23 protein-coding genes are annotated in these 25,478 nt (G+C 66.1%); 9 read left to right on the top strand and 14 right to left on the bottom strand.

The genetic code is table 11. The features are described from left to right. Window positions 1-38 precede the first annotated feature (38 nt). From ASD71_RS24880 to ASD71_RS24845, 8 genes are all read right to left on the bottom strand, one after another. Window positions 39-749, bottom strand: a complete 711-nt coding sequence (locus ASD71_RS24880) for an ABC transporter ATP-binding protein (protein ID WP_056570884.1) — start codon at window positions 747-749, stop codon at window positions 39-41. Next, window positions 749-1,510: an ABC transporter ATP-binding protein gene (locus ASD71_RS24875; protein ID WP_056570882.1), complete on the bottom strand. Its 762-nt coding sequence runs from the start codon at window positions 1,508-1,510 to the stop codon at window positions 749-751. The genes ASD71_RS24880 and ASD71_RS24875 overlap by 1 nt, the downstream gene beginning before the upstream one ends. Beyond that, entirely contained in the window at window positions 1,503-2,585 is a 1,083-nt protein-coding gene (locus tag ASD71_RS24870; protein ID WP_082579046.1) for a branched-chain amino acid ABC transporter permease, read from the bottom strand. Before ASD71_RS24870 ends, ASD71_RS24875 begins: the two co-directional genes overlap by 8 nt. 28 nt (window positions 2,586-2,613) lie before the next feature. Continuing rightward, entirely contained in the window at window positions 2,614-3,495 is an 882-nt protein-coding gene (locus tag ASD71_RS24865) for a branched-chain amino acid ABC transporter permease (RefSeq protein ID WP_056570880.1), read from the bottom strand. Between the two features lie 33 nt (window positions 3,496-3,528). Then, window positions 3,529-4,689 carry an ABC transporter substrate-binding protein gene (locus tag ASD71_RS24860; RefSeq protein ID WP_056570878.1) on the bottom strand — a complete coding sequence of 387 codons (1,161 nt, stop codon included), beginning with the start codon at window positions 4,687-4,689 and terminating at the stop codon, window positions 3,529-3,531. A 55-nt stretch (window positions 4,690-4,744) separates the two neighbouring features. Next, window positions 4,745-5,566, bottom strand: coding sequence for an alpha/beta fold hydrolase (locus tag ASD71_RS24855; protein ID WP_056570876.1), 822 nt, complete (start codon window positions 5,564-5,566; stop codon window positions 4,745-4,747). Next, a complete protein-coding gene (locus ASD71_RS24850) occupies window positions 5,563-7,122 on the bottom strand; it encodes a benzoate-CoA ligase family protein (protein ID WP_056570875.1) in 1,560 nt (519 codons plus the stop codon). Before ASD71_RS24850 ends, ASD71_RS24855 begins: the two co-directional genes overlap by 4 nt. 80 nt (window positions 7,123-7,202) lie before the next feature. Continuing rightward, entirely contained in the window at window positions 7,203-7,676 is a 474-nt protein-coding gene (locus tag ASD71_RS24845) for a DUF4863 family protein (RefSeq protein ID WP_056570873.1), read from the bottom strand. 175 nt (window positions 7,677-7,851) lie between these two features. Between ASD71_RS24845 and ASD71_RS24840 the strand changes: the two genes are divergently transcribed. From ASD71_RS24840 to ASD71_RS24820, 5 genes are all read left to right on the top strand, one after another. Continuing rightward, the gene (locus ASD71_RS24840; protein ID WP_056570871.1) at window positions 7,852-8,760 is read left to right on the top strand and encodes a helix-turn-helix transcriptional regulator; all 909 of its coding nucleotides are present in this window, start codon (window positions 7,852-7,854) and stop codon (window positions 8,758-8,760) included. Between the two features lie 601 nt (window positions 8,761-9,361). Further along, entirely contained in the window at window positions 9,362-11,032 is a 1,671-nt protein-coding gene (boxC, locus tag ASD71_RS24835; protein ID WP_056570868.1) for a 2,3-epoxybenzoyl-CoA dihydrolase, read from the top strand. Window positions 11,033-11,144: 112 nt separating this feature from the next. Continuing rightward, window positions 11,145-12,572, top strand: coding sequence for a benzoyl-CoA 2,3-epoxidase subunit BoxB (gene boxB, locus ASD71_RS24830; RefSeq protein ID WP_056570867.1), 1,428 nt, complete (start codon window positions 11,145-11,147; stop codon window positions 12,570-12,572). Window positions 12,573-12,614: 42 nt separating this feature from the next. Further along, entirely contained in the window at window positions 12,615-13,865 is a 1,251-nt protein-coding gene (gene boxA, locus ASD71_RS24825; RefSeq protein WP_056570865.1) for a benzoyl-CoA 2,3-epoxidase subunit BoxA, read from the top strand. 72 nt (window positions 13,866-13,937) lie between these two features. Then, the gene (locus ASD71_RS24820) at window positions 13,938-14,381 is read left to right on the top strand and encodes a MaoC family dehydratase (protein WP_056570863.1); all 444 of its coding nucleotides are present in this window, start codon (window positions 13,938-13,940) and stop codon (window positions 14,379-14,381) included. Window positions 14,382-14,397: 16 nt separating this feature from the next. Here the strand turns inward: ASD71_RS24820 and ASD71_RS24815 are convergent, their stop codons facing one another. The 3 genes from ASD71_RS24815 to ASD71_RS24805 all read right to left on the bottom strand — a co-directional run bounded on the left by ASD71_RS24815 (window position 14,398) and on the right by ASD71_RS24805 (window position 18,675). After that, window positions 14,398-15,384 (bottom strand): TRAP transporter substrate-binding protein, encoded by a 987-nt coding sequence (locus ASD71_RS24815; RefSeq protein ID WP_056570861.1) that lies wholly within the window; start codon window positions 15,382-15,384, stop codon window positions 14,398-14,400. A gap of 283 nt (window positions 15,385-15,667) precedes the next feature. Further along, window positions 15,668-16,861 (bottom strand): acyl-CoA dehydrogenase, encoded by a 1,194-nt coding sequence (locus ASD71_RS24810; protein ID WP_056570859.1) that lies wholly within the window; start codon window positions 16,859-16,861, stop codon window positions 15,668-15,670. 131 nt (window positions 16,862-16,992) lie between these two features. After that, the gene (locus ASD71_RS24805) at window positions 16,993-18,675 is read right to left on the bottom strand and encodes a thiamine pyrophosphate-binding protein (protein WP_056570857.1); all 1,683 of its coding nucleotides are present in this window, start codon (window positions 18,673-18,675) and stop codon (window positions 16,993-16,995) included. Between the two features lie 165 nt (window positions 18,676-18,840). Here ASD71_RS24805 and ASD71_RS24800 point away from each other — a divergent pair, with 165 nt between their 5' ends. From ASD71_RS24800 to ASD71_RS24785, 4 genes are all read left to right on the top strand, one after another. Then, entirely contained in the window at window positions 18,841-19,767 is a 927-nt protein-coding gene (locus tag ASD71_RS24800; RefSeq protein WP_056570855.1) for a LysR substrate-binding domain-containing protein, read from the top strand. Between the two features lie 9 nt (window positions 19,768-19,776). After that, window positions 19,777-20,760: a site-specific tyrosine recombinase XerD gene (gene xerD, locus ASD71_RS24795; RefSeq protein WP_056570853.1), complete on the top strand. Its 984-nt coding sequence runs from the start codon at window positions 19,777-19,779 to the stop codon at window positions 20,758-20,760. A gap of 32 nt (window positions 20,761-20,792) precedes the next feature. Beyond that, a complete protein-coding gene (gene ybaK / locus ASD71_RS24790) occupies window positions 20,793-21,281 on the top strand; it encodes a Cys-tRNA(Pro) deacylase (RefSeq protein ID WP_056570850.1) in 489 nt (162 codons plus the stop codon). 134 nt (window positions 21,282-21,415) lie between these two features. Further along, entirely contained in the window at window positions 21,416-21,994 is a 579-nt protein-coding gene (locus tag ASD71_RS24785; protein ID WP_056570848.1) for a DJ-1/PfpI family protein, read from the top strand. A 40-nt stretch (window positions 21,995-22,034) separates the two neighbouring features. Here ASD71_RS24785 and ASD71_RS24780 read toward each other — a convergent pair whose 3' ends face one another. The 3 genes from ASD71_RS24780 to ASD71_RS24770 all read right to left on the bottom strand — a co-directional run bounded on the left by ASD71_RS24780 (window position 22,035) and on the right by ASD71_RS24770 (window position 25,454). Beyond that, the gene (locus ASD71_RS24780; protein WP_056570846.1) at window positions 22,035-23,462 is read right to left on the bottom strand and encodes an FAD-binding oxidoreductase; all 1,428 of its coding nucleotides are present in this window, start codon (window positions 23,460-23,462) and stop codon (window positions 22,035-22,037) included. Window positions 23,463-23,481: 19 nt separating this feature from the next. Beyond that, window positions 23,482-24,465 (bottom strand): tripartite tricarboxylate transporter substrate binding protein, encoded by a 984-nt coding sequence (locus ASD71_RS24775; protein WP_056570845.1) that lies wholly within the window; start codon window positions 24,463-24,465, stop codon window positions 23,482-23,484. An 83-nt stretch (window positions 24,466-24,548) separates the two neighbouring features. Further along, entirely contained in the window at window positions 24,549-25,454 is a 906-nt protein-coding gene (locus tag ASD71_RS24770; protein WP_056570843.1) for a dihydrodipicolinate synthase family protein, read from the bottom strand. Between the last annotated feature and the right edge of the window lie 24 nt (window positions 25,455-25,478).

Genomic DNA, 25,478 nt, shown 5'->3' with positions numbered 1-25,478 from the left:
CGAGCGCTTGGCGAATCGTCTTCGCACGCGCCGCGCCGCTACACCCCTAGATAGCGCGTCAATTGCTCCGGCTGTTGGGCAAGCGACGCGCTGTCGCCATCCTGCACGATCAATCCCTTTTCCATGACCAGGCACCGGTCGGTGTGTTCCAGCACCGCCCGGTAGTTGCGGTCCACGATCAGCGTGGACATGCCGGTCGCGCGGATCTCGCGGATGATGCGCCAGATCTCAGCCACGATCAGCGGCGCAAGGCCCTCGGTGGCCTCGTCCAGGATCAAGAGATCGGGATTCGTCATCAACGCGCGGCCGATGGCCAGCATCTGCTGCTCGCCGCCCGACAACTGCTGACCACCGTGGCCCAGGCGCTCGCGCAGGCGCGGAAACGTATCCAGCACGCGCGCGTACGTCCAGTCCTGCCCCGCGCGCTTGCCGGGGCGCGCCGCCACCTGCAGGTTCTCGCGCACATTCAGGTTGGGAAAGATGCCGCGCCCCTCGGGCACGTAGGCCACGCCCATGCGTGCAATCGCATGCGGCTGCGCGTGCGTGCAGTCGCTGCCCCGCACCCGCACGTTGCCCTGCGCGCTTTTCACATGGCCCATCAGGCTGCGGATGAGCGTGGTCTTGCCCATGCCGTTGCGGCCCACGAGGCCCACCGATTCTCCTGGCGCGATGTGCATGTCCACGCCCCGCAGCACATGGCTGGCGCCGTAGTACACATGCAGGCCGCCGGCTTCGATCAGCGTGTGCATCAATGGGCTCCTTGTCCGTCTTCGCCCAGGTAGGCGGTGCGCACCTCGGGATTGGCGCGGATCTGCGCCGGCGCGCCGCTTGCGATCGCGCTGCCGTTGACCATCACGGTGATGGTTTCGGCGATGCGGAACACGGCGTCCATGTCGTGTTCGACCAGCAGGATCGCGTGGCCGGCCTTCAGCGTCTGCAGCAGGTCCAGGATGCGGTCGGTTTCCTCGGGACCCATCCCCGCCAGCGGTTCGTCCAGCAGCAGCACCTGCGGTTCGCCCGCGAGGCACATCGCGATCTCCAACTGGCGCTTGCGGCCGTGGGCCAGCAGACCGGCGGGTTGCCGGGCGTCGGCGGCCAAGCCAGTGCGGTCCAGTGCCTCGGCGGCCAGGTCGGCGCTGCGCCGGCAGCTCGCGGCATCGCGCCACCAGTGCCAGAAGCGCTGGCGGCTGGCCTGCGCGGCCAGCCGGCAGTTTTCGAAAACGCTCAGTTCAGGAAAGATGGTTGACCGCTGGTAGCTGCGGCCCAGCCCGGCGCGCGCGCGCTCGGGTTGCGGCCACGTGGTGATGTCGCGGCCCGCCAGCGTGACCTGCCCGCTGCTGGCCGTCAGTTCGCCCGACAGGATGTTGATGAGCGTGGACTTGCCCGCGCCATTGGTGCCGATGACGGCGTGCACCTGACCGCGCTGCAATTCGAGCGACACGCCGTTGACCGCGGTCAGGCCGCCGAAGCGGCGCGTGACCGCGCTTGCGGCGAGCAGGACATCAGACATGGCGTTCTCCCTGAATGGGCAGGCGGGACGCAGGCGCCGTGCCTTGCGCGCGTGCCGGGGTAATGACGTCTCTGGCGGCTTTTCGGCTCGCGTCCGCCGTCCGTGCATGGCGGCGCTCGCGCCATTGCGCGGGCAATCCCGCCAGTCCGTTCGGCAGCAGTGCCACCAGCGCGATGATGGCCAGGCCCAGCGGCAGGTGCCAATGGCGCGCGTAGTCGCCAAACAATTCCTGCGACTGGAACAGCTCCTGCAGCAGCACCATCGTCACCGTGCCCAGCACCGCGCCGCCCAGGCTGCCCATGCCGCCCAGAATCACCATCAACAGCACCAGCCCCGATTGTTCCCACGCCAGCAGTTCGGGCGTGACAAAGCCGTCTTTCAGCGCAAACAGAAAGCCCGCCAGCCCCGCCAGCGTGGCGCCAATGACGTATGCGGCCAGCTTGTACGGATACGTTGAATAGCCGGCCGCGCGCATGCGCTGCTCGTTGATGCGGATGCCGGCCAGCGCCGCGCCGAACGGCGAGCGCCGCAGCAGCGCCAGAAAACCCCACGCCAGCGCCAGGCACGCAAGGACGAAGAAGTAGAACGTGGTCCCGTTGCTCAGATCGAACGGCATCCAGCCGCCCAGCGAGAGCTCGGGCCGGAAGTACAGATAGATGCCGTCGCTGCCGCCGCCGATCTTGGTGTCGTGAAAGACGTAGTAGGCCATCTGCGAGAACGCCAGCGTGACCATGATGAAGTACACCCCGCGCGTGCGCAGCGCCAGCGCGCCGGTGACCAGCGCATAGGCGGCCGCGGCGAGTAGCGCAGCCGGCAGCAGCCACCACAGCCCGGCCGCTTCCGACTCGGGCGACAGCAGCGCCGCCACGTAGGCGCCAATGCCGAAGAACGCGGCGTGTCCCAGGCTGACCAGCCCCGCGCCGCCGACCAGCAATTGCAGGCTCAGTGCGAAGATCGCGTAGATCATGATCTTCACCACCAGGCCGGTGTAGTAGTCGCTGCCGCTGAACGAAAAGGCGGCCAGCGCCAGCAGCGCCGCGAAGGGCAGAAGTCGGTTGAGCAGAGGCGTGCGCATGCGTGGGTCCTTTTGATGTCGACAGGACCTAGCCCTGTTTGAACAGCCCTTCGGGCTTGCAAAGCAGAATGAAGGCCATCAGCAGATAGACCAGCACGCCCGCCGCGGAGGGGAAGAGCACCTGGCCGAAGGTCTCGGCAAAACCGACCAGCATCGCGGCCAGGAACGCGCCGCGGATCGACCCGATGCCGCCGATCACCACCACCACGAAACAGATGATCAGCACGCCGTTGCCCATGCCGGGATACACCGACGAGACGGGCGCGGCAATGCTGCCGGCCAGCGCCGCCAGCGCCACGCCGGCCGCGAACACCACGCGGTAAAGCTTGTTGATGTCGATGCCCAGCGAGCTGATCATCTCGCGGTTGCTGGCGCCGGCGCGCAGCATCATGCCCAGCCGCGTGCGCGAGATGATCCAGTACAGCAGCAGCGCGACCGCAATGCCGACGGCCGAGATGAACAGCCGGTAGACGGGATAGGTCATCACGTCACCCAGCGCAATGCTGCCCTGCAGCCACGACGGCAGCGGCACGCCGTGCACGTCGTTGCCCACAAGAATGCTGCGCAGTTCCTCGAACACCAGGATCAAGCCGTAGGTCATCAGCACCTGCTGCAAGTGGTTGCGCTTGTACAGGTAGCTGAAGAACGCGGCCTCCAGCACATAGCCCAGCACGCCGGCTGCCAGCACGCAGACGGCCAGCGTCGCGAGAAACCCGCCACCCAGCCAGCGGTCGACCACCGGGCCCAGCGCAAACGCCATGTACGCCCCGATCATGTAGAAACTGCCGTGGGCCAGGTTGATGATGCCCATGATCCCGAAGATCAGCGTGAGTCCGCTGGCCACCAGGAACAGCAGCAAGCCGTACTGGAATGCGTTCAGGCTCTGGATGAGCAGGATGCTGATGTCCATGGGGCCTCCCTGTGGCGGACGCGTGGCGCGGCGTTACAGCTTGCAGCCGCGCGCGGGGTCGGCCAGCTTCTGCACGGCAACCTCGACGACCTTGTTTTCCAGGCCATCGACGCGGCGCAGGTAGATGTCCTGCACCGGGTTGCCGGCCTTGGACAGCGTGAACGAGCCGCGCGGGCTGTCCACCGTCGCCGTGCGCATGGCGCTGCGGAAGGCGTCCTTCTTCGAGAAATCTCCCTTCACGGCCGAGAGGCCCGATTGCATGAGCTGCGCGGCGTCATAGCCTTGCACCGCGTAGACGTCCGGCTGCATCTTGTACGCCTTGGAATAGTCGGCGCGGAACGCGTTGTCGCGCGGCGTGTTCAGCCCGTCAGCGTAGTGCAGGGTGGTCAGCAACCCCTGCGCGGACGCGCCCTGCGCCTGCAGCGTGCCGTCCGTCAGGAAGCCCGATCCGTACAGCGGAATCGTCTTGTCCAGGCCGGCCGCGTGATAGTCCTGCACGAACTTCACCGCGCCGCCGCCCGCAAAGAAGGTGAAGACCATGTCGGGCTTGAGCGCGGCAATCTCCGTCAGCAGGGATTGAAACTCCACGTTGGGAAACGGCAGGCTCAGTTCGCGCACAACCTTGCCGCCGGCTTTCTCGAAGCCTTCCTTGAAGCCGCCGATGGCTTCGTCGCCCGCCGCGTACTTCCACGTGATGGTCACGGCAGTCTTGTGGCCCTTGGCATATGCCACCGGTCCCATCGCATAGGCCGGCTGCCAGTTCGTGAACGAGGTGCGGAAGATGCCGGGGCCGCACAGCGGGCCGGTGATTGCGTTGGCGCCGGCGTTGGTCACGATCAGCGTGGTGTCGGCATCCTTGGCGGCTTTGGCCAGCGCCATCGCCACGCCCGAATGCACCGTGCCGATCAGCACGTCCACCTGGTCGCGCTTGATGAGGCGGTTGGCGTTTTCAGCGGCCTTGGCCGGGTTGGATTCGTCGTCCACCTTGAAGTATTCGATCTCGCGCCCGCCCAGCTTGCCGCCTTGCTCGGCAACGTAGAGCTTGAAGCCGTTCTCGATGGCGTTGCCCAGCGCGGCGAAGGTGCCGCTGTAGGGCAGCATGAAGCCGACCTTGAGCTTGTCGTCGGCATGCGCGCCGCTTGCGGCGATCGTCAGGGCGGCGGCCAGCGCGACCCGGGTCAGGACGTGGTTCATGGTTTGTCTCCGTGCTTGTTATGGGCGGACGCCTGGGCCGGTAGCAGGGCCAGGGTCAACCGGGTTTTTCCAGCGCGCCCACAAAGCGTGCGGCGGCCTGGACAACGGTGGCGGGCTGATCCCGGTGCGGCGAATGCCCGCACGCCGGTATCTCCAGCAGTTCGGTTTGCGGCGCGCGGCGGCGGATGCCGCGCACTTGCTCCAGCGTGCCGTATTCGTCGTCCGTGCCTTGGATGGCCAGCACGGGACAGGTGATACGGGCGAGCTCGTCTTCGATGTTCCAGCCGCGGAATTCGGGCTTCAGCCAGATGTCGTTCCAACCCCAGAATGCCGAGTCCACATCCCGGTGATGACGCCCCAGCCGCGCACGCAGGTCCGATTCCAGATAGGCCTGGCGCGCCTGCGCGATGCTGGCCACGGAGATGTCTTCGACAAAGAGGTGCGGCGCGGCGGCCACCACGCCGGCGACGGCGTCCGGATACCGCGCGGCGTACAGCAACGCGATCGAGCCGCCGTCGCTATGGCCGAACAGCACGGGCTTGTCGTGGCGCGCGTTCACGCCCAGGACTTCAAGCAGGGCGGGCAGGACGTCGTGCGCCTCTCGGTGCATGAAGTCCACGGGCCACGCTTCGCGCAGCGGGCGCGCGGTCGACTGGCCGTATCCGTATCGCGAGTACACGAGGCCGCGGCAGCCGGCCGCGTCGCAGACGCGTTGCGGAAAGTCTTTCCACATCGACACCGATCCCAGCCCCTCGTGCAGGAACACGATGAGCGGCGCATCAACGCGTTCCGGTGCGATCCACGCGCATTCCAGCCGCATGTCGCGGCCGCGCGCGTGGAGGGTGGCAAAGACCGTGGCGGCCTCGGCGGCGGTCATAGCGCGGCCTCTTCCAGCGCACGCAAGCGGAACCGTTGGATCTTGCCGGTGGCGGTCTTGGGCAGTTCTTCCAGGAAGTCGATCTGGCGCGGGTACTTGAACGGCGCCAGATGCTGCTTCACGTAATGCTGTAAGGCGGCGCCGGTCTGCGCGTCGGGGTCGAAGCCGGCGCGCAGCACCACGTAGGCCTTCGTCTTGACCAGGCCGTCGTGGTCCGGCACGCCGATCACCGCGGCTTCGAGCACCGCCTCGTGCTGGATCAGGATGTTCTCGACTTCCACCGGCGACACGTACTGGCCGCTGACCTTGATCATGTCGTCGCTGCGGCCGGCGTAGGTGTAGTAACCGTCGGGGTCGCACACGTACTTGTCGCCGCTTTTCAGCCAGTCGCCCAGAAAGCACTGGCGCGTCTTGTCGCGGTTGTTCCAGTACATCAGCGCGGCGCTGGGGCCCTTGATGTAGAGATCGCCGATGGCGCCCGGCGGGACCGGCGCGCCGTTGTCGTCACGCAGTTGCACCTCGTAGCCGGGCACGGGCTTGCCCGTGGTGCCGTAGCGCAGCTGGCCCGCGCGGTTCGAAATGAAAATGTGCAGCATCTCGGTCGAGCCGATGCCGTCCAGGATTTCACAGCCGAAGTGGCGCGTGAAGCGCTCACCGATGTCACGCGGCAGGGCCTCGCCGGCGGACGTGCAGACGCGCATCGCCACGTGTTCGCGGGCGGGCAAGTCGGGCGACGCGAGCATGCTGGCATACAGCGTCGGCACGCCATAGAACACGGTGGGACGATGCCGGACCAGGCGCTGGAATACGGCCTGCGGGGTGGGGCGCTCGGCCATCAGCACGACGGTGGCGCCCACCGACAGCGGAAACGTCAGGCCGTTGCCCAGGCCGTACGCGAAGAACAGTTTCGCGGCCGAGAACACCACGTCGCCTTCGCGGATGCCGAGCACGGGCTTGGCATAGAGTTCGGCCGTGTGCCAGAGGTTGCCGTGGGTGTGCACCACGCCCTTGGGCTTGCCCGTGGAACCGGACGAATACAGCCAGAACGCAATCTCATCCGACAGCGTCCGGGCGGCGGGCACGAGCGGGGCGGCCGCCAGCAGCGATTCAAATTCGTGGGCGCCGTCGGGCAGGTTTGCGCCGGGCTGCGACACGATCAGGTGTTCAATGTCAGCCGGCGCCTGGCCAAGCGCCGATTGCAGGACCGGCAGCAACGCGCCCGACACGAACACCGCCCGCACGCGGCTGTGCGCAACGATGTAGGCGTAGTCGTCGGCGGTGAGCAGCGTGTTCACGGCCACCGGCACCACGCCGGCGTGCAGCGCGCCCAGGAACACCACAGGCCAGTCGGCTGTGTCCTGCATCAGCAGCAGGATGCGCTCCTCGCGGCGCAGTCCCAGATTGCGCAGCGCGCCCGCCATGCGGGCCACCCGCTCGGCCAGATCGCCATACGTGAGCTGGCGGGTGTCGTCGATGTAGGCAAGCTTGGCGGCGCGCGGCGCGTTCAGCGCGGCAAGGTGGCTGGCGAAATTCAGTTCGGCGGGGCAGGTGTTCACGGTTGTCTCCTGATGTCCTGGTGGGCGGACGCCGTGCCTGTGTTTGTTGTTGGCGGCAGGGCGGGTGTCCGGACCGGCTGTCAGCCGGGGCGCGTGAATTCGATGGCCCCGCCGGGCAGCAGATACAGCACCAGGGCGCGGCCCTGCGTGACAGTGGGGCGGTGCGCCGACCCCGGGCCATAAACCAGCCAGCCGGCGCCGTGGCCATCAAAGCGGGCGTCTTCGGTCAGCGGCATGATCATGTCGATCTCGCCATTGGGATGCGCGTGGTGCGGACCGGCCAGATCGATCATGTCGACGACGTCCACCGAGCAGCCGCCCAGATCATCGGCCGGCTTGATGACCCGGCCATACTTGATGCCGCCGCCTTCACGGTTGCACATCCAGCCGTCGGCCACGCCCTGCCTACAGGTGGCAAAGATGTCCTGGAACAGCGCGCTGTCCGGGCCGGCCGCGTCATTGAGCCGGGCCTGCAGCGCTGCATCCAGCGGCTGGCCGGCCGTCAGACGCGTCACGTCGCGCATCAGGGCATGGAATTGGTCAGGCGTACTCACCAGGCGGCTCCTTTACACTGTCGGCGCTCCGGCAGTCCGCACTGGACTGCTGTTTTTTTGCACCGGATCGGCTGTGGACTCGTTGGATGGAAAAATAGTGCTTCCGTTGATGTGGGTCAAGCACTATAGTGCATAAAAGAGCGGTAATCAGGGTTTTTGCGGAGTCAGTCGAACCATGAATCAAGCGCTAGACACGGCGCCCATCGAACCCCGGCGCGAGCCCTTTCTGATCGCTCTGGGCGAGCGCGTGCGCCGTCTGCGCGCCATTCGCGGCATGACGCGCAAGGGGCTGTCCCAGGCGACCGGCGTGTCCGAACGCCACCTGGCCAATCTGGAACATGGCGTCGGCAACGCGTCGATTCTGGTGCTGCTGCAGATTGCCCGCGCCTTCAACTGCGCGCTGGCGGAGCTGGTCGGTGACGTCACCACGGAATCGCCCGACTGGCTGCTGATCCGGGAATTGCTCAGCGGGCGCACCGAATCCGATCTGCAGCGCGCCCGCGAGGCGCTGTCGCAGCTGTTTGGCGTGGGGGCGGGGGCACAGCGCCCGAACCGCACGCAGCGCGTGGCGCTCATCGGCCTGCGCGGCGCGGGCAAGTCGACGCTGGGTCAGATGCTGGCCGACGACCTGGGCTATCCCTTTGTGGAACTGAACCGCGAGATCGAGCGCGTGGCGGGCTGCGGCATCCTCGAGATCCACAACCTCTACGGCCCCAACGCCTATCGCCGTTACGAACGGCGTGCGCTCGAAGAGGCCGTGCAGATCTACCCGGAAATGGTGCTGGCCACGCCCGGCGGTCTGGTGTCGGAACCTGCCACGCTGAATCTGCTGCTGACCCATTGCTACACGGTCTGGCTGCGCGCCACGCCCGAAGAGCACATGGGCCGCGTCATGGCGCAGGGCGACTTCCGCCCCATGTCCGGCAATAACGAAGCGATGGCCGACCTCAAGCGCATCCTGGCCGGGCGCGAGGCGTTTTATGCCAAGGCGGATCTGACATGGGTGACGAGCAATCTGGAAGTCCCAGAGAGCTTTGCTGGCTTGCGGACCCAGGTGCGTAAAGCTTGCGGCTTGCCGCTGTAGCGGTTCGATTGGCCAGGTGTCAGACACCCTCGTGGCGCCCTCATCATCGTGACGATCCCTTCTGCCGGGTGTCAGACACCTTCAAGTGGCGCCATGCCCAGGTGTCTGACACCCGCTTAACTGCCATCACAAGCTGACGATCCTCTCGACCGGGTGTCTGACACCGACCCTAGTAACCCGGTCTCCCTTCTCCCGCTGTCAGACACTTCAAGTGGCGCCATGCCCAGGTGTCTGACACCCGCTTAACTGCCATCACAAGCTGACGATCCTCTCGACCGGGTGTCTGACACCGCCCCTAGTAACCCGGTCTCCCTTCTGCCGGCTGTCAGACACTTCAAGCGGCGGCATGCCCAGGTGTCTGACACCCGCTTAACTGCCRTCACAAGCTGACGATCCTCTCGACCGGGTGTCTGACACCGACCCTAGTAAGCCGGTCTCACCCAATACAAGGCTTCAACCAAACACATCCCCCGAACTTCAGCACCTGCACTTTCCTGCATATTCCGCTTGACGCACCAAATTGCCTGCACTAATCTGCATAATAATTCATGTGGTGCAGTATTTTTCCTGTCCGAGCACAGGGCGTATGAGGAGACACACTATGAGCAGCCCCATCAGCCGGGTCGACTTCCGAACCGATCCCGCCCAGTACCGGCATTGGCGCCTGGCCTTCGACGGTGCGGTCGCGACACTGGCCATGGACGTCGCCGAAGACGGCGGCCTGCGCCCCGGCTACAAGCTCAAGCTCAATTCGTACGACCTGGGCGTCGACATCGAATTGCACGACGCCCTGCAGCGCATCCGTTTCGAACACCCGGAAGTGCGCAGCGTGGTCGTCACCAGCATGAAGGACCGGATCTTCTGTTCCGGCGCCAACATCTTCATGCTGGGGTTGTCCACCCACGCCTGGAAGGTGAACTTCTGCAAGTTCACCAACGAAACCCGTAACGGCATTGAAGACTCCAGCCGCCACGGCGGGTTGAAGTTCATCGCCGCGCTGAACGGCGCCTGCGCGGGCGGCGGCTACGAACTGGCGCTGGCCTGCGACGAAATCCTGCTGATCGACGACCGCTCGTCCTCCGTTGCCCTGCCCGAAGTGCCGCTGCTGGGCGTGCTGCCCGGCACGGGCGGACTGACCCGCGTCACCGACAAGCGCCGCGTGCGGCACGACCATGCCGACATCTTTTGCACGCTGGTCGAAGGCGTGCGCGGGCAACGCGCCAAGGATTGGCGGCTGGTGGACGACGTGGTCAAGCCCGCTCGCTTCGAAGAAGAAGTCCGCGCCCGCGCGCAGGCGCTGGCGCAGGACAGCCACCGCCCGGCTGGCGAGCAAGGCGTGTCGCTGACGCCGCTGGAACGTACCGAGACCGAGACCCGCCTGTCGTATCGCTACGTAGACGTGCAGCTTGACCGCGAAAAGCGCCAGGCGACGTGGACGGTTCGCGCCCCGCAAGACTCCATTGAAACGGAACTGCAGGACATCGTCACCGCGGGCGCCGCCTGGTGGCCGCTGCAGATGGCGCGGGAACTGGACGACGCCATCCTGTCGATGCGCACCAACGAGCTGGACATCGGCACCTGGATCCTGAAGACCGAAGGCGACCCCGAGGCCGTGCTGGCGGCCGACGCGGCGCTGGAACGGCACGCGGATCACTGGTTCGTGCGCGAGACCGCCGGCATGCTGCGCCGCACGCTTGCGCGGCTGGACGTGACGTCGCGCAGCCTGTTCGCGCTGATCGAACCGGGTTCGTGCTTTGCCGGCACGCTGCTGGAACTGGCGCTGGCCGCCGACCGCAGCTACATGCTGGACGTGGAGGATGACGAAGCCATCGACGCCGCGCCTCCGCAGATTGTGGTGGGCGAGCGCAATTTCGGCGCGTACCCGATGGTGAACGGCCAGAGCCGCCTGCAACGGCGCTTCTACGGCGAAACGCAGCCGCTGGAAGCGGTGCGCGCGCAGGCCGGGCGCACCCTGTCGGCCACCGGCGCGCTGGAGCTTGGCCTCATCACCTATGCCCCCGACAGCATCGACTGGGACGACGAAGTTCGGCTTGCGCTGGAAGAGCGCCGTGCATTGTCGCCCGATGCGCTGACCGGCCTGGAAGCCAACCTGCGCTTCGGCGGGCAGGAAACCATGGAAACCCGCATCTTCGGCCGGCTGACCGCCTGGCAGAACTGGATCTTCAACCGTCCCAACGCGGCGGGCGACAAGGGCGCGCTCAAGCTGTACGGCAAGGGCGAGCAGGCGGCATTCGACTGGAACCGCGTCTGAGCGGCAAACGTTCGCTCAGCGGGCGGCAAGGCGCCATGCGCGCCTGCCCGCAGGCACTGAGACCCTAGCGCCGCGCGGCTGGCGGCCCCATTCCAAGAATCAGGAGAGAGACATGTCCGGCATCAACTACACCGACAAGATTCCCAACAACGTCAACCTGTCCGGCGACCGCACGTTGCAGCGCGCGCTGGAACACTGGCAGCCCAATTACCTGCAGTGGTGGCAGGACATGGGGCCGGATGGCTCGCACGGCTTCGACGTCTATCTGCGTACGGCGGTCAGCGTCGAGCCCGACGGCTGGGCGCACTTCAATCACGTGCGCATGCCCGACTACCGATGGGGCATTTTCCTGGCGCCGCAGGATGGGCAGCGCAAGATCCATTTTGGCGAGAACATCGGCCGCGATGTGTGGCAGGACGTGCCGGGCGAGCACCGCGCCAACCTGCGACGCATCATCGTCACGCAGGGCGACACGGAACCCGCCTCGATCGAGCAGCAGCGGCACCTGGGCCTGACCGCGCCGTCGCAGTACGACCTGCGCAACCTGTTCCAGATCAACGTCGAAGAAGGGCGGCACCTGTGGGCGATGGTGTACCTGCTGCATCGTTACTTCGGGCGCGACGGGCGCGAGGAAGCCGACGCGCTGCTGCAGCGCAGCTCGGGCGATTCCGACAACCCGCGCATCCTGGGCGCCTTCAACGAAAAGACGCCGGACTGGCTGGCGTTTTACATGTTCACGTACTTCACCGACCGCGACGGCAAGTTCCAGCTGTGTGCGCTGGCCGAGTCCAGCTTCGATCCGCTGGCCCGCACGACCAAGTTCATGCTGACCGAGGAAGCGCACCACATGTTCGTGGGCGAGTCCGGCATCTCGCGCGTCATTCAGCGCACCTGCGAAGTGATGAAGGAACTGAAGACCGACGATCCGCAAGCCGTGCGAGCGGCCGGCGTGATCGACCTGCCGACCATCCAGCGCTACCTGAATTTCCATTACAGCGTCACCATCGACCTCTTTGGCGCGGACCAGTCGTCCAACGCCGCCATCTTCTACGGCTCGGGCTTGAAGGGCCGCTACGAAGAGACCAAGCGCAACGACGACCATCAGCTCAAGAACGACACCTACCGGGTGCTGAACGTCAGCAACGGCAAGCTGACGGAGATCGAGGTGCCGATGCTCAACGCGCTGAACGAAGTGCTGCGCGATGACTTCATCCGCGACTCGGTGGCCGGCATCGGCCGCTGGAACAAGGTCATCGAAAAGAGCGGCCTGGCCTTCCGCCTGCAAGTGCCGCACAAGGCGTTCAACCGCCAGATCGGCACGCTGGCCGGCATCCGCATGTCGCCCGAGGGCGAGATCGTGTCCGAATCGCAATGGCAGGCCAATCAGCACAAGTGGCTGCCCACGCCGGAAGATCGCGCGTTCGTCGCGTCGCTGATGGGCCGGGTCACGGAACCGGGCAAGTTCGCCAACTGGATCGCGCCGCCTGTCATGGGTGTCAACCGCCAGCCGGTGAATTTCGAGTACGTGCGTTTCAACTGATGGCCGCGCGGGCCGCGTGCCCGCGCGTTTGGGAGGACGGCGATGAACGCCCCGTTACCGGTGGAAGTCCTGAAGCAGCACCTGATCGATCCCGAGATCTGCATCCGCTGCAATACCTGCGAAGAGACCTGTCCGGTCGATGCGATCACGCACGATTCGAACAACTATGTGGTGGATCCGGAGATCTGCAACGGCTGCATGGCCTGCGTGCCGCCTTGCCCGACCGGTTCCATCGACAACTGGCGGCTGGTGGTGCGCGCCGAAGCCTATTCCGTGCAGGACCAGTTCGGCTGGGAAGAACTGCCGCAGGAAAAGTCGTTGCCGGTGGACGCCGCCGTGGCGGGCGACGCCGCGCAGCAGGCCGCGGCGGATCCGCAGGCTGAACCGGCAGCCGCGCCGGCGATGCTTGTGACGCCCGGCGCCGCCGTGCCCCCGTGGTCCGCCGCCCACCCCTATGTGAATCTGTACACGCACAAGACGCCCATCACCGCGACGGTCGTGGGCAACTACCGTGTCACCGGCGCCGACACGGAAAGCGATATCCACCACATCGTGCTCGACTTCGGCGAACAGCCGTTTCCGGTGCTGGAAGGGCAGTCGATCGGCATCCTGCCGCCGGGCGTGGACGCGATGGGCCGGCCGCATCACGCGCGCCAGTATTCGCTGGCCAGCCCGCGCGACGGCGAACGGGCGGGGTACAACAACCTGTCGCTGACGGTAAAGCGCGTCACGCAGGACCACGGTGGAGAGGCCGCGCACGGCGTCTGCTCCAATTATCTGTGCGATCTGGCCAAGAACGACACGGTGCAGGTGATCGGACCGTTCGGCCACACCTTCCTGATGCCGAATCATCCGAAGGCCAATCTCATCATGATCTGCACGGGCACCGGCTCGGCGCCGATGCGCGCCATGACCGAGCGCAGCCGCCGCCTGATCGGCACGGCGGACATCGGCAAGCTCATGCTTTTTTTCGGGGCGCGCACCGAACGCGAGCTGCCTTATTTCGGCCCATTGATGAAGCTGCCACGCGACTTCATCGACATCAACCTGGCGCTCTCGCGCGAACCCGGCCAGCCCAAACGCTACGTGCAGGACCTGCTCCGCGAGCGTGCCGCGCAGGTACGCGGATTGCTGGCCGATCGCAACACCTGCATCTACGTCTGCGGTCTGAAGGGCATGGAGGTCGGCGTGCTGGACGCGCTGCGCGAGGTGGTGGTGCAGTCCGGCGAGGATTGGTCTATCCTGCATGAAGCGCTGCGCCGCGAAGGCCGGCTGCACTTCGAGACTTACTGATCCACAACAACAGATGCGTGACGATCGGCGCGCCTGGGCGCGCCGATTTCGTTGGCACGGGGAAAACAAGACATGAAGTTCGCCGAATTCAAGGACGGCATGGTGATCAAGGGCGGGCCAGTCACCGTGACGGAAGCGGAAATCCTGGAGTTTGCCCGCAAGTACGATCCCCAATGGTTTCACACCGATCCGCAGCGCGCCGCGGCAGGCCGGTGGGGCGGCCTCATCTCCAGCGGATGGCATACCTGCGCGCTGGCCATGCGCATGGCGGTTGACGCCGCCTTGCATGATTCCGAATCCTTCGGCTCGCCCGGCCTGGGCGAAGTCCGCTGGCGCACGCCGGTGCGCCCTGGCGACACCCTGCACCTGCACGCGCGCGTACAAGGCGCGCGGCATTCGTCCTCGCGCCCGGACCTGGGCATCATCAACTGGGCGTGGACGGTCGTGAACCAGCACGACGAAAGCGTGCTGGAAATGGACGCGACCAGCCTGTTCGACCTGTCCGGCAACAACTAGCCGACGCGGCGTTTTTTTACCGCTTGCCCGCCTGTTTCAAAATGGCGGCCCCTTCCGGGCCGGCCGCCGCTTTCCAGGCGTTGATCGATTCCTTGGAGGCGTCCTGTAATGCCTTGCGCACCGCGGGCGGCACGGCGGTGTTGATGGCCACGCCGTTCTTGCGCATGTTTGCGTAGTTCTGCTGCAGGCGGCCTTCGATGCGTTTCCACTGTTCGGCCTCGGTCTGCGCGGCCGCCTGGTCGATGGCCTTGCGCGAACGCGCGTCGAGCGCCTCGTAGGCTTTCAGGTTCATCGTCGCCACCGAAATCGGCATGGCGTAATTGATCTCGGCGAAGTGAGGCAGGTACTCCCACAACTTGCGGCCCGCGCCGCCGTCGCCGGAGGACAGCACCGCGTTCACCTCGCCCGAGGCGATACGCGGCATGGCGTCGGCAAACGAGATGTTCTCCGCGCGCGCGCCGGCACGCTGCATGACGTCCTGCGACGTCGCATCGTAGGTGCGGATGGTCAGGCGCTTGAGCGCCGCCACGCTGTCCACCTTCTGCTTGGACCAGATGCCCGAGGCCGGCCACGGCGTGGTGTAGAGCAACTTCTGGCCGTGCGCGGCCAGCAGCTTCTCGTATGCCGGGCGCGCCGCCTTGTTGAGGTTGCGCGCCTTGGACAGCGAGTCCGCCAGGAAGGGCAGGGACGACACGCCAAACAGCGGATACTTCGTGGCCAGCGCGCCGGCGAAGGCGTCGCCCGCATCCACCTTGCGCGCCTGCACCGCGTCGATCATGTCGCCCGACTTGATGCCCTTGGCCGCGTCGAAACTCGTGTCGATGACGACGTTGCCTGCGGACTTAGCGCGCACCAGCTCGGCAAACGTGGACACGCCTTGGCCGGGCATGGAGGTGGCCGGGTATTCGGTGGTCATGGTCAGCGTCGTGGCGGCCTGAGCGCCGTGGGCAACGAATGCCATGGCGATGACCGCCGCCAGGCGCAGGGGGGTGATGCCTTGCATGCGCGACTCCTCTTGAAGGGACCCGCAAAGCGTAAGAGGTATACAGGCGTACGCCTAGTCGGGCTTTCGGCAATGCGCAGGCGGGGCGGGATCGGGCGTATGGGGTATTCCCATTCGGTCGGTGTCTGACACCCCGGGGAGATGGCCGTCAGTTTGTGCCGACGGCTCAGAGGGTGTCAGACACCGAGTAAGTCGTCGTGGGTGTCAGACACCTGGCGCTGCAGCAACGCGCAAAAAAAAGCCGCCCAAGCGGGCGGCTTCCTTTGCTACACCAGGCAGGCGATCAATAGAACGCCTGGATGCCCGTCTGTGCGCGGCCCAGGATCAGGGCGTGCACGTCGTGGGTGCCTTCGTAGGTGTTGACCACTTCCAGGTTCACCAGGTGGCGGGCGACGCCGAACTCGTCGGAGATGCCGTTGCCGCCGAGCATGTCGCGGGCCAGGCGGGCGATGTCCAGCGCCTTGCCGCACGAGTTGCGCTTCATGATCGAGGTGATTTCGACGGCAGCAGTGCCTTCGTCCTTCATGCGGCCCAGGCGCAGGCAGCCTTGCAGCGCCAGCGTGATTTCGGTCTGCATGTCGGCCAGCTTCTTCTGGATGAGCTGGTTGGCGGCCAGGGGGCGGCCAAACTGCTTGCGGTCCAGGGTGTACTGGCGGGCAGTGTGCCAGCAGGCCTCGGCAGCGCCGACAGCGCCCCAGGCGATGCCGTAGCGGGCGGAGTTCAGGCAGGTGAACGGACCCTTCAGGCCGGACACGCCGGGCATCATCTGGTCGGCGGACACTTCCACTTCGTCCATGACGATTTCGCCGGTGATCGACGCGCGCAGGCCGACCTTGCCGTGGATGGCGGGGGCCGACAGGCCCTTCATGCCCTTTTCGAGGATGAAGCCGCGGATCTTGCCGTCGAAGTCGCCGCCGACGCACTTGGCCCACACCACGAACACGTCCGCGATGGGCGAGTTGGTGATCCACATCTTGTTGCCGCTGACCTTGTAGCCGTCGGCCGTCTTGACGGCGCGGGTTTCCATGCCGTTGGGGTCGGAGCCGTGGTTGGGTTCGGTCAGGCCGAAGCAGCCGATCCATTCGCCGCGCGCCAGCTTGGGCAGGTACTTCTTCTTTTGTTCTTCGCTGCCGAATTCGTTGATCGGCACCATCACCAGCGAGGACTGCACGCTCATCATCGAGCGGTAGCCGGAGTCGACGCGTTCGACTTCACGGGCGATCAGGCCGTAGCTGACGTAATTCAGACCGGCGCCGCCGTATTCGACGGGGATCGTGGCGCCCAGCAGGCCCAGTTCGCCCATTTCGGAGAAGATCTCGGGATCGGTCTTCTCGTTGCGGAACGCGTTGAGCACGCGCGGAGCCAGCTTGTCCTGCGAGTAGGCGTAGGCGGCATCGCGCACCATACGCTCTTCGTCGGTCAGTTGCTGGTCCAGCAACAGAGGATCTTGCCAGTGGAATGAGGGGTTCGAGGACATGCTGGGTCTCCGCTATGGATTTCCGAGATCGGAATCTAAAAAGTTTAAACTTAAAATAATTCGGGCGGCAAGTTGGGGTTTGCACGGCGGTGCGCCTGGGCGCGCCGCCGGTCTTATCGCCCGAGTGGGGTTCAGTGCTGGGCCTTCAGCGCCGCCTCGCGGATCTTCTCGAGGGTCGTGGACGGGCTGATGGTTTCCGGGTCGATGAAGCAGTGCAGGATCGCCGGCTTGCCGCTGGCCAGTGCTCGTTCGAAGGCCGGAGCGAACTGTTCGGTCGTCTCCACGCGTTCGCCGTGGCCGCCGAAGGCGCGCGCGTAGTCGGCGAAATCGGGGTTCTTGAGTTCGGTCGCGGAAATGCGGCCCGGATAGTGCTTTTCCTGGTGCATGCGGATCGTGCCGTACATGCCGTTGTCCACCAGGATCACGACGATGGGCAGGTCATACTGCACCGCCGTCGCGAACTCCTGGCCGTGCATCAGAAAGCATCCGTCACCCGCGAAGCACACGACGGTCTTGTCCGGCCAGACGCGCTTGGCGCCCACGGCCGCCGGCAGACCGTAGCCCATGGACCCGGAGGTGGGCGCCAACTGCGTGCCAAAACGCGTGAAGCGGTGGAAGCGATGCAGCCAGGTGGCGTAGTTGCCCGCGCCGTTGGTCATGATGGCGTCGGCCGGCAACGTCTTTTCCAGATACGCCATGACCTGGCCTAGCTGCAGCGCGCCGGGCGTGGTGACGGTTTCGGGGTCGCTCCATTTCAGGTACGACTCGCGCATGGCCTTGGTGCCGTCGGCCCAGACCGGCGTGGCCGGCGCCTTCAGGTCGGCCAGCGACGCGGCAAAGGCGGACGGCGACGTGTTGATGGCCAGGGTGGGGCGGTACACCCGGCCCAGCTCGGCGGCATCGGGATGCACGTGCACCAATTTTTGCTTGGGCACCGGGATGTCCAGCAGCGTGTATGCCTGGCTGGGGTTCTCCGACATGCGGCCGCCCACCAGCAGGATCAGATCGGCGTCGGCCACGCGCTTGAGCAGGGCCGGATTGATGCCCAGGCCCACGTCGCCGATGAAGCACGGGTGGTCGGCCGGAAACAGCATCTGGCGGCGGAACGACACGGCGGTCGGCAGCGCATGGCGTTGTGCGAAGTCGGCAAATTCCTGCACGGCGCGCGCGTCCCAGCGCGTGCCGCCCAGGATGGCGACCGGGTTCTTCGCATCGGCCAGCAGTTTTTCCAGGTCGGCCAGCTGACCAGCGGTGGGGGCGGATTCGATGACTTCGTAGCGCGGCGCGTCGGCCACCTTGGCGGCTTCGACCAGCATGTCTTCCGGCAGCGCAATCACGACCGGGCCGGGGCGGCCCGACGTCGCAATGTGGAATGCGCGCGAGATCAGTTCGGGGATGCGTTCGACCTGATCGATCTCGGTCACCCATTTGGCCTGCGTGCCGAACACGGCGCGGTAGTCCATTTCCTGGAAGGCTTCGCGCTCGCGCATGCCGCGCTCGATCTGGCCGACGAACAGGATCATCGGCGACGAATCCTGCTTGGAAATGTGCACGCCAGCCAGCGCGTTGGACGCGCCCGGGCCGCGCGTCACCATGCAGATGCCGGGTTCGCCCGTCAGCTTGCCGTGCGCATCGGCCATCATGGCCGCGCCGCCTTCCTGGCGGCACACCGTGACCTTGATATCGGCATCGTGCAGGCCGTCCAGCACCGCCAGATAGCTTTCGCCGGGGACACAAAAGACATGTTTGACGCCATGGGCGACCAGTTGGTCGACCAGAATGTGACCGCCAAGGCGGGAATCTTGCTGGGGCATGGTGGTGTCGTGGTTAGCCTAGGGTAGAACTCCCGAGCATATGTTCCCTGAGCGCACAACGCAATTGATAAAATTGCACATTCTGTTGATCCCCCGGCACGTGGCGGCTGGTGCGCCGCAGCATGCGGGCGCACGGCGGCGGGCCGGCTTTCCGGCGGTATTTCCATGAGAAACGGCATCCCCAATCTGACCGCCTTGCAGGCGTTCGAGGCCTCGGCCCGGCTGGGCAGCTTTTCGCGCGCCGCCGAAGAGCTGTCGCTGACGCACAGCGCCGTTTACCGGCAGGTGGCAAGCCTGGAGGCGCGGCTGGGCGTGCAGTTGTTCACGCGAGTGCGGCGCCGGATCGTACTGACCGATCACGGCGCCGAATACGCCGGCCGCATCCGTCACCATCTGGACCAGATCGAAAAGGACACCTTTGGTCTCGTCAGCAGGACCGGCATGGGGCGCAGCATCCACATCGCCGTCGTGCCGACGCTGGCCACCACCTGGCTGATTCCGCGTCTGGCCGATTTTCAGCGCGAGCACGGTGACATCACCGTCAGCCTGTCCGTGCGCACGCTGCCGTTCCAGTTCAAGGATCAGCCGTTCGACGGCGCGCTGTACCACGGGGACGGACTCTGGCCCGGCACGCAGGGCGGGCTGCTGTTTCCCGAACGCGAACTGGTGCCGGTCTGTGCGCCCGAATTGGCGGTGCGCGTGGCGGAGCAGAGCGGCGGCGCCCTGACCGGCATGACGCATCTGCACCTGGCTTCGCGGCCGGACGCCTGGCGCCAGTGGTACGGGGCCAATGGCTATCTGTATGGTCCGCAGGCGGCCGGCGGCCCGCGCTACGAGCTTTTCACCATGGTGATGGCGGCGGTGCAGGCCGGCCTGGGCGTCGGGTTGATGCCGCGCTTTCTGGCGCAGCCGGCGTTGGACCAGGGAGCGTTGGCCATGCCGGTGCCGCAGTCGCTGGCGGTCAGTCAGGGCTATTACTTCGGTTATCCGCAACGCAGCGAACGGTCCGATGCATTGAAGGCGTTTGAAACGTGGCTCAAGTCCGCCGCCGCCGGCGTGGGCGAGCGCCTGCCCGGCCGCGCCGCGCCGTAGAATCCCGCCATGTCCAAAACCCGCCAGCCGCTTGCCTCCCAAGCCGACATCGACGCCTTCATCGACGCCGTCTGGCTTGAAGACGGCCTCTCCGCCAACACGCTGGCTGCCTACCGGCGCGACCTGACGGGTTTCGCCCGCTGGCTCGAAGACCCCGAGGCCTATGCCCGGGAACTGGCCGACCGGCACGGCGAACCCGCACGCGCGCAGACCCTGCCTCTCGGCCCGGCCAAGCCGATCCGCGACGCGCAAAAGGCCGACATCGAGGCCTGGTTCGCCTTCCGTCACGAAGAAACCCGCGCCACCACCGCCAACCGCCGGCTTGCCGCGCTGCGCCGCTTCTACGCCTGGGCGCTGCGCGAACACCGCGCCGAGCGCGATCCGTGCCTGACGCTGGTCGCCGCCAAGCAGCCGCCGCGCATGCCCAAAACGCTGTCCGAGCAACAGGTGGACGCCTTGCTGCGCGCGCCCGACGTCAGTCAGCCGCGCGGCCTGCGCGACCGCGCCATGCTTGAGACCCTGTACGCCACCGGCTTGCGCGTGTCCGAGCTGGTCGGCGTGCGCGCGCTGGACGTCAGCCTGAACGAAGGCGTGGTGCGCGTGGTGTTGGGCAAGGGCGGCAAGGACCGCCTTGTGCCGCTGGGCGCCGAAGCCGCGCACTGGATTTCGCAGTACCTGGCCACTGCGCGACCCGAATTGGCGTCAGGCCGCGTCAGCGACGCGCTCTTCATCACCAGCCGCGCAGAGGCGATGTCGCGGCAGGCATTCTGGCAACTGGTCAAGAAATACGCCGTGCTTGCCGGCGTGCATGCACCGCTGTCGCCCCACGTGCTGCGCCACGCCTTCGCCACCCACCTGCTGAACCACGGCGCGGACCTGCGCGTCGTGCAGATGCTGCTGGGCCACGCGGACATTTCCACCACGCAGATCTACACCCATGTGGCGCGCGAACGCCTGAAGGCGTTGCACGCGGCGCATCATCCACGCGGCTGACCGCCGCCATCTTCCTACCCACCGGCACAAAAATGAGCAAAGCCCGCCACGTCTCCGAAACGCCTGCCACCCAGTTCCTCAAGCAGCACAAGGTGGCCTACTCCGAGCACACCTACGACTACGTCGATCACGGCGGCGCCGGCGAAGCCGCGCGCCAGCTCGGCCTGGACCCGCATGCCGTGGTCAAGACGCTGGTGATGGAGGACGAATCGGCCAAGCCGCTGATCGTGGTCATGCACGGCGACCGCGAGGTCTCCACCAAGAATCTGGCGCGCCAGGCCGGCCTGAAAAAGGTCGAGCCCTGCAAGCCCGAGGTCGCGCAGCGCCATTCGGGCTATCAGGTGGGCGGCACATCGCCGTTCGGTACGCGCAAGAAGATGCCGGTGTGGGTTGAAGCCGATGTGCTGGAATATCCGGTGGTCTACATCAACGGCGGGCGCCGTGGCTATCTGGTGGGCATTGATCCGAACGTGCTGGTGGACCTGCTGGGCGCCAAGCCGGTCATGGTGGCGCTGGAGTAGGGGAGGAGCCCGGTGGTATCCCGCTACCACCTCGCCCGCCGGCTCGGCGGGCACAATGGGACAAGAACACCAAGAACCGGAGCCCGATCCTCGGGCAAGCAACCGGACGCTACCCTCATCCCACGGAGACAATCATGAGCAAACGACTGTTGATGCTGGTCGGCGACTACGCCGAAGACTACGAAACCATGGTGCCGTTCCAGACGCTGCTGACCGTCGGTCACACGGTGCATGCGGTCTGCCCGGACAAGAAAGCGGGCGACACGGTGGCCACGTCGATCCATGATTTCGAAGGCGCGCAGACCTACACCGAAAAGCGCGGCCACAACTTCACGCTGAACTACGACTTCGATCGCGTCGAGCCTTCGTCCTACGACGGCCTGGTGATCCCCGGTGGACGCGCACCCGAATACCTGCGCCTGAACGAAAAGGTGCTGGAGATCGTGCGGCATTTCGACAAGGCCAACAAGCCCATCGCCGCCGTCTGCCACGGCGCGCAGATCCTGGCCGCGGCCGGCGTGCTGAAGGGCCGGACCTGCTCGGCGTATCCCGCGTGCGCGCCCGAGGTCCGGCTGGCCGGCGGCACCTACGCCGAGATCGCCGTCGACCAGGCCTACACGGATGGCAACCTGGTGTCGGCGCCCGCCTGGCCGGCGCATCCGGCATGGATGTCGCAGTTCCTGGCGGTGCTGGGCACCAAGATCACCCACTGACCAAGATCACGCACTGACGCCGGCGCGCGGGGCGCCGCGCTCAGTCCGCGGCGATCACCCGCCCGGGGTTGAACAACCCCAGCGGATCAAACAGGCGCTTGATGCTCGCCATCATCGCCATCTCGTTGGCCGGCTTGTACCGGCCAATCGAACCCACCCGCAGTTGTCCCACGCCATGCTCGGCGGAGATCGACCCGTTCATGCGCGCCACCACGTCGTACACCGCGCCTGAAACTGCCTTCTCTGAATTGCGCATGGCCTGGTAGGCCGACGCGTCCGCGCCCGGCGGCGTCGACACGTTGTAGTGCAGGTTGCCGTCGCCCACATGGCCAAACACGAAGATGCGCGCGTTGGGCAGAACGCCATGCACCGCTGTCTGCGCCGCCACGATGAATTCCCCGATGCGCGAGATCGGCAGCGAGATGTCATGCTTGATGTTCTCGCCGTCGATGGACTGCGCTTCGGGCAGATGATGCCGGATCTGCCAGAACGAGGCCGACTGCGCCAGCGTCGACGCAATGGCCGCATCCGTGACAATGCCCGCCTCGAAGGCCGCCTCCATCAACGCCTCGAATCGCTCCGTGGCATGGGCCGCGCTTTCGGCGTCGCTGGATTCCAGCAGCACGTAATACGGCGCCTTGGCGGGCACCGGGCTGCGCGCGCCCGGCGTATGTCGCAGCACCAGTTCCACCGCCGGACCGCTGATCAGTTCAAAGGCCGTCAGGCTGGCCGACAGATACGACTGCGCCAGGGACAGCAGTTGCACCGCGCTCTGCGGATCCGGCACGGCGGCGAAGGCCGTCATCTGCGCGGCCGGGCGCGGATACAGTTTGACGGTGGCGGCCGTGATGATGCCCAGCGTGCCCTCCGCGCCAATGAACAGCTGCTTCAGGTCGTACCCGGTATTGTCCTTGCGTAGACCGCGCAAGCCATTCCAGATCTGCCCGTCAGGGGTCACCACTTCCAGACCCAGGCACAAGTCGCGCGCGTTGCCGTAGCGCAGCACCTGGATGCCGCCGGCGTTGGTGGCCAGGTTGCCGCCCAGCGTGCAGCTTCCCTCCGCGCCCAGGCTCAGCGGGAACAGCCGGTCCGCCTGAGCGGCGGCCTCCTGCACGTTGGCCAGCACGGCGCCCGCCTGCGCGGTCAAGGTGTTGTTGTAGCGGTCCACGTCCAGGATGGCGTTCATGCGGGCCAGCGACAGCACGATGCTGTGCCCGCCGCTGTCCGGCACGCTGCCGCCGACCAGGCCCGTATTGCCCCCTTGCGGATAGATGGCGACGCGGCGCTCACGGCACCAATGCACCAGCCTGGCCACGTCCTCGGTGCTGTCGGGCTGCGCCAGCGCCAGGGTGCGGCCCGTCCACCGCTTGCGGTAGTCGGTCAGGTGCGGCGCCAGGGCGTCGGCGTCGTCCAGCACGCGCCCCTGGAAGGCGGCGCGCAAAGAGGCTTTGATGTCTTCGTCAGGCATGGCCGGCTCTTTCTTCGGGTCAGTTGGCGGAAGCGCCGGCGGCTTGCACCACGGCTTTCCATTTCTCGATCTCGGTGCCGATGAAGGCGTTGAATTGCGCCGGACCCTTTACGGTGGGCACCGCGCCCAGCTCGATCACGCGCTTCTGCATATCGGGGTCGGCCATGGCCTTCTCGATCGCCTGATCGATCCGGTTCACGATGGGCGCCGGCGTGCCTGCCGGCGCCAGCACGCCAAACCACGAGCCCGCTTCGAAATTGGGCACACCGGCCTCGGCCATGGTGGGCACGTCGGGCAGATTGGTGCTGCGTTCGGCGCTGGTCACCGCCAACGCGCGCAGCGTGCCATTCTTGATGAAGGGCAGCGAGGTCGGCAGGTTGTCGAACATCAGATGCACCTGGCCACCGACCAGATCCGTCACCGCCGCGGCGCTGCCCTTGTACGGCACGTGCACCATGTCGACACCCGTGCGGCTCTTGAACATCTCGCCCGACAGATGGATCGAACTGCCCGCGCCGCTGGACGCGAAGCTCAGCTTGCCCGGATTCTTCTTGCCGTACTCGATCAGTTCCTGCACCGACTTCACGGGCAGGCTGGCCGTCACCGCCAGCACGTTGGGAACGGATGCCACCAGCGTGATCGGCGCAAAATCCGCCGGCTTGAACCGGATGTCCTTGTAGATGGCGTAGTTGATGGCCTGCGTGCCCACGGTGCCCATCAACAGCGTGTAGCCATCGGCATCGGCGCGCGCCACGAAGTCCGCGGCGATGTTGCCCGCCGCGCCCGGACGGTTCTCGACCACGACGGGCTGACCCACCGCTTTCTCGATGTGCGGCGCAATCAGGCGGGCCACCACGTCGGTGTTTCCGCCCGCCGAGAACGGGATGACCATGCGGATCGGTTTCGTCGGCCAGTTATCCGCCGCGCTCGCGCCCGCCGATGCAGCCAGCGCGACCAGACCCGCGCACGCGTAAGCAATGCCCTGCTTGGTGCTCTTGAACATGTTGTCTCCTTGTTTATGGTTTTTGATGTTCGGTACTGCAGTGCATCCCGCAACGCCGCGGAAACGGCGTCCGGGAGATTCGGTCAACCCGCCTCGGCCAGGGTGCGTTTCAGGCGCTCAAGCAGCAGATCGATCTCGGCATGGTCGGTCGCGTCCAGCTTCGGACCCGGCCGGCGCATGCCCGCATGCTTGATTGCCCCACGGCGTTTCATGATCTCCTTGCGGACGGCGACGCCCCACTGGCTCTGGTTCTCGTAGCTCAGCAAAGGCAGGTAGCGGTCGAACACCGCGTGGGCGTCGTCGACACGGCCCGCCGTGTACAGCGCATACACCTGCGACAGCATCTCGGGATGCGAGAACCCGGCCATCGGTCCGTCAATGCCGCGGCCCATTTCCAGCGGCAGGAACATCGCGTTGTTGCCGGTCAGAATGGCGACCCGGCGGCCGGGCAGGGCGCGCAGCTTGGTGATCTTGGTGATGCTGGGCAGGTCCTCTTCCTTGACCGCCTGAATTTGCGGATGCCGCTCGATCAACTGGCCGATCACCGGCACCGACATCCAGGTGCCCGTCGAAAACGGAAAGTCCTGCAGCACCGTCGGCACGTTGCCGATCCGGTCAAACACGGCCTCGAAGTAGGACAACACTTCCTGTTCGGTGCGCAACCCGCCCGGCGGCGCGATCATGACGCCGGCGGCCCCGGCGTCCATCACCTGTCCGGTCAGCTCGGCCATCTGCGCCACGCTGCTGTTGCTGACCCCCACCACGACCGGCTTGTCCTTGGCCCGCGCGATGAACCGCGACGCCACCGCCAGCGATTCCGCCGGCGTGAGCTTGTTGGACTCGCCTGCAACGCCCAGCACGGTCAGCCCGTTGGCGCCATGCGAAAAATAGAAGTCGGTCAGCGAGTCGACGCTTTCCAGGTCAATGGCGCCATTTTCCTGAGACGGCGTCTGCGCAACGATGTACACGCCACGGGCTTGGTCAAGCATGTTGTCTCCTGATCTTGGTGTGAA

Origin of the sequence: Achromobacter sp. Root565, assembly GCF_001427425.1 — a bacterium.
In the GTDB taxonomy this organism is placed as follows: Bacteria; Pseudomonadota; Gammaproteobacteria; order Burkholderiales; family Burkholderiaceae_B; genus Achromobacter; species Achromobacter spanius_D.
The sequence above is the reverse complement of the archived record's forward strand: the minus strand, read 5'-3'. Positions and strand labels throughout refer to the sequence as shown.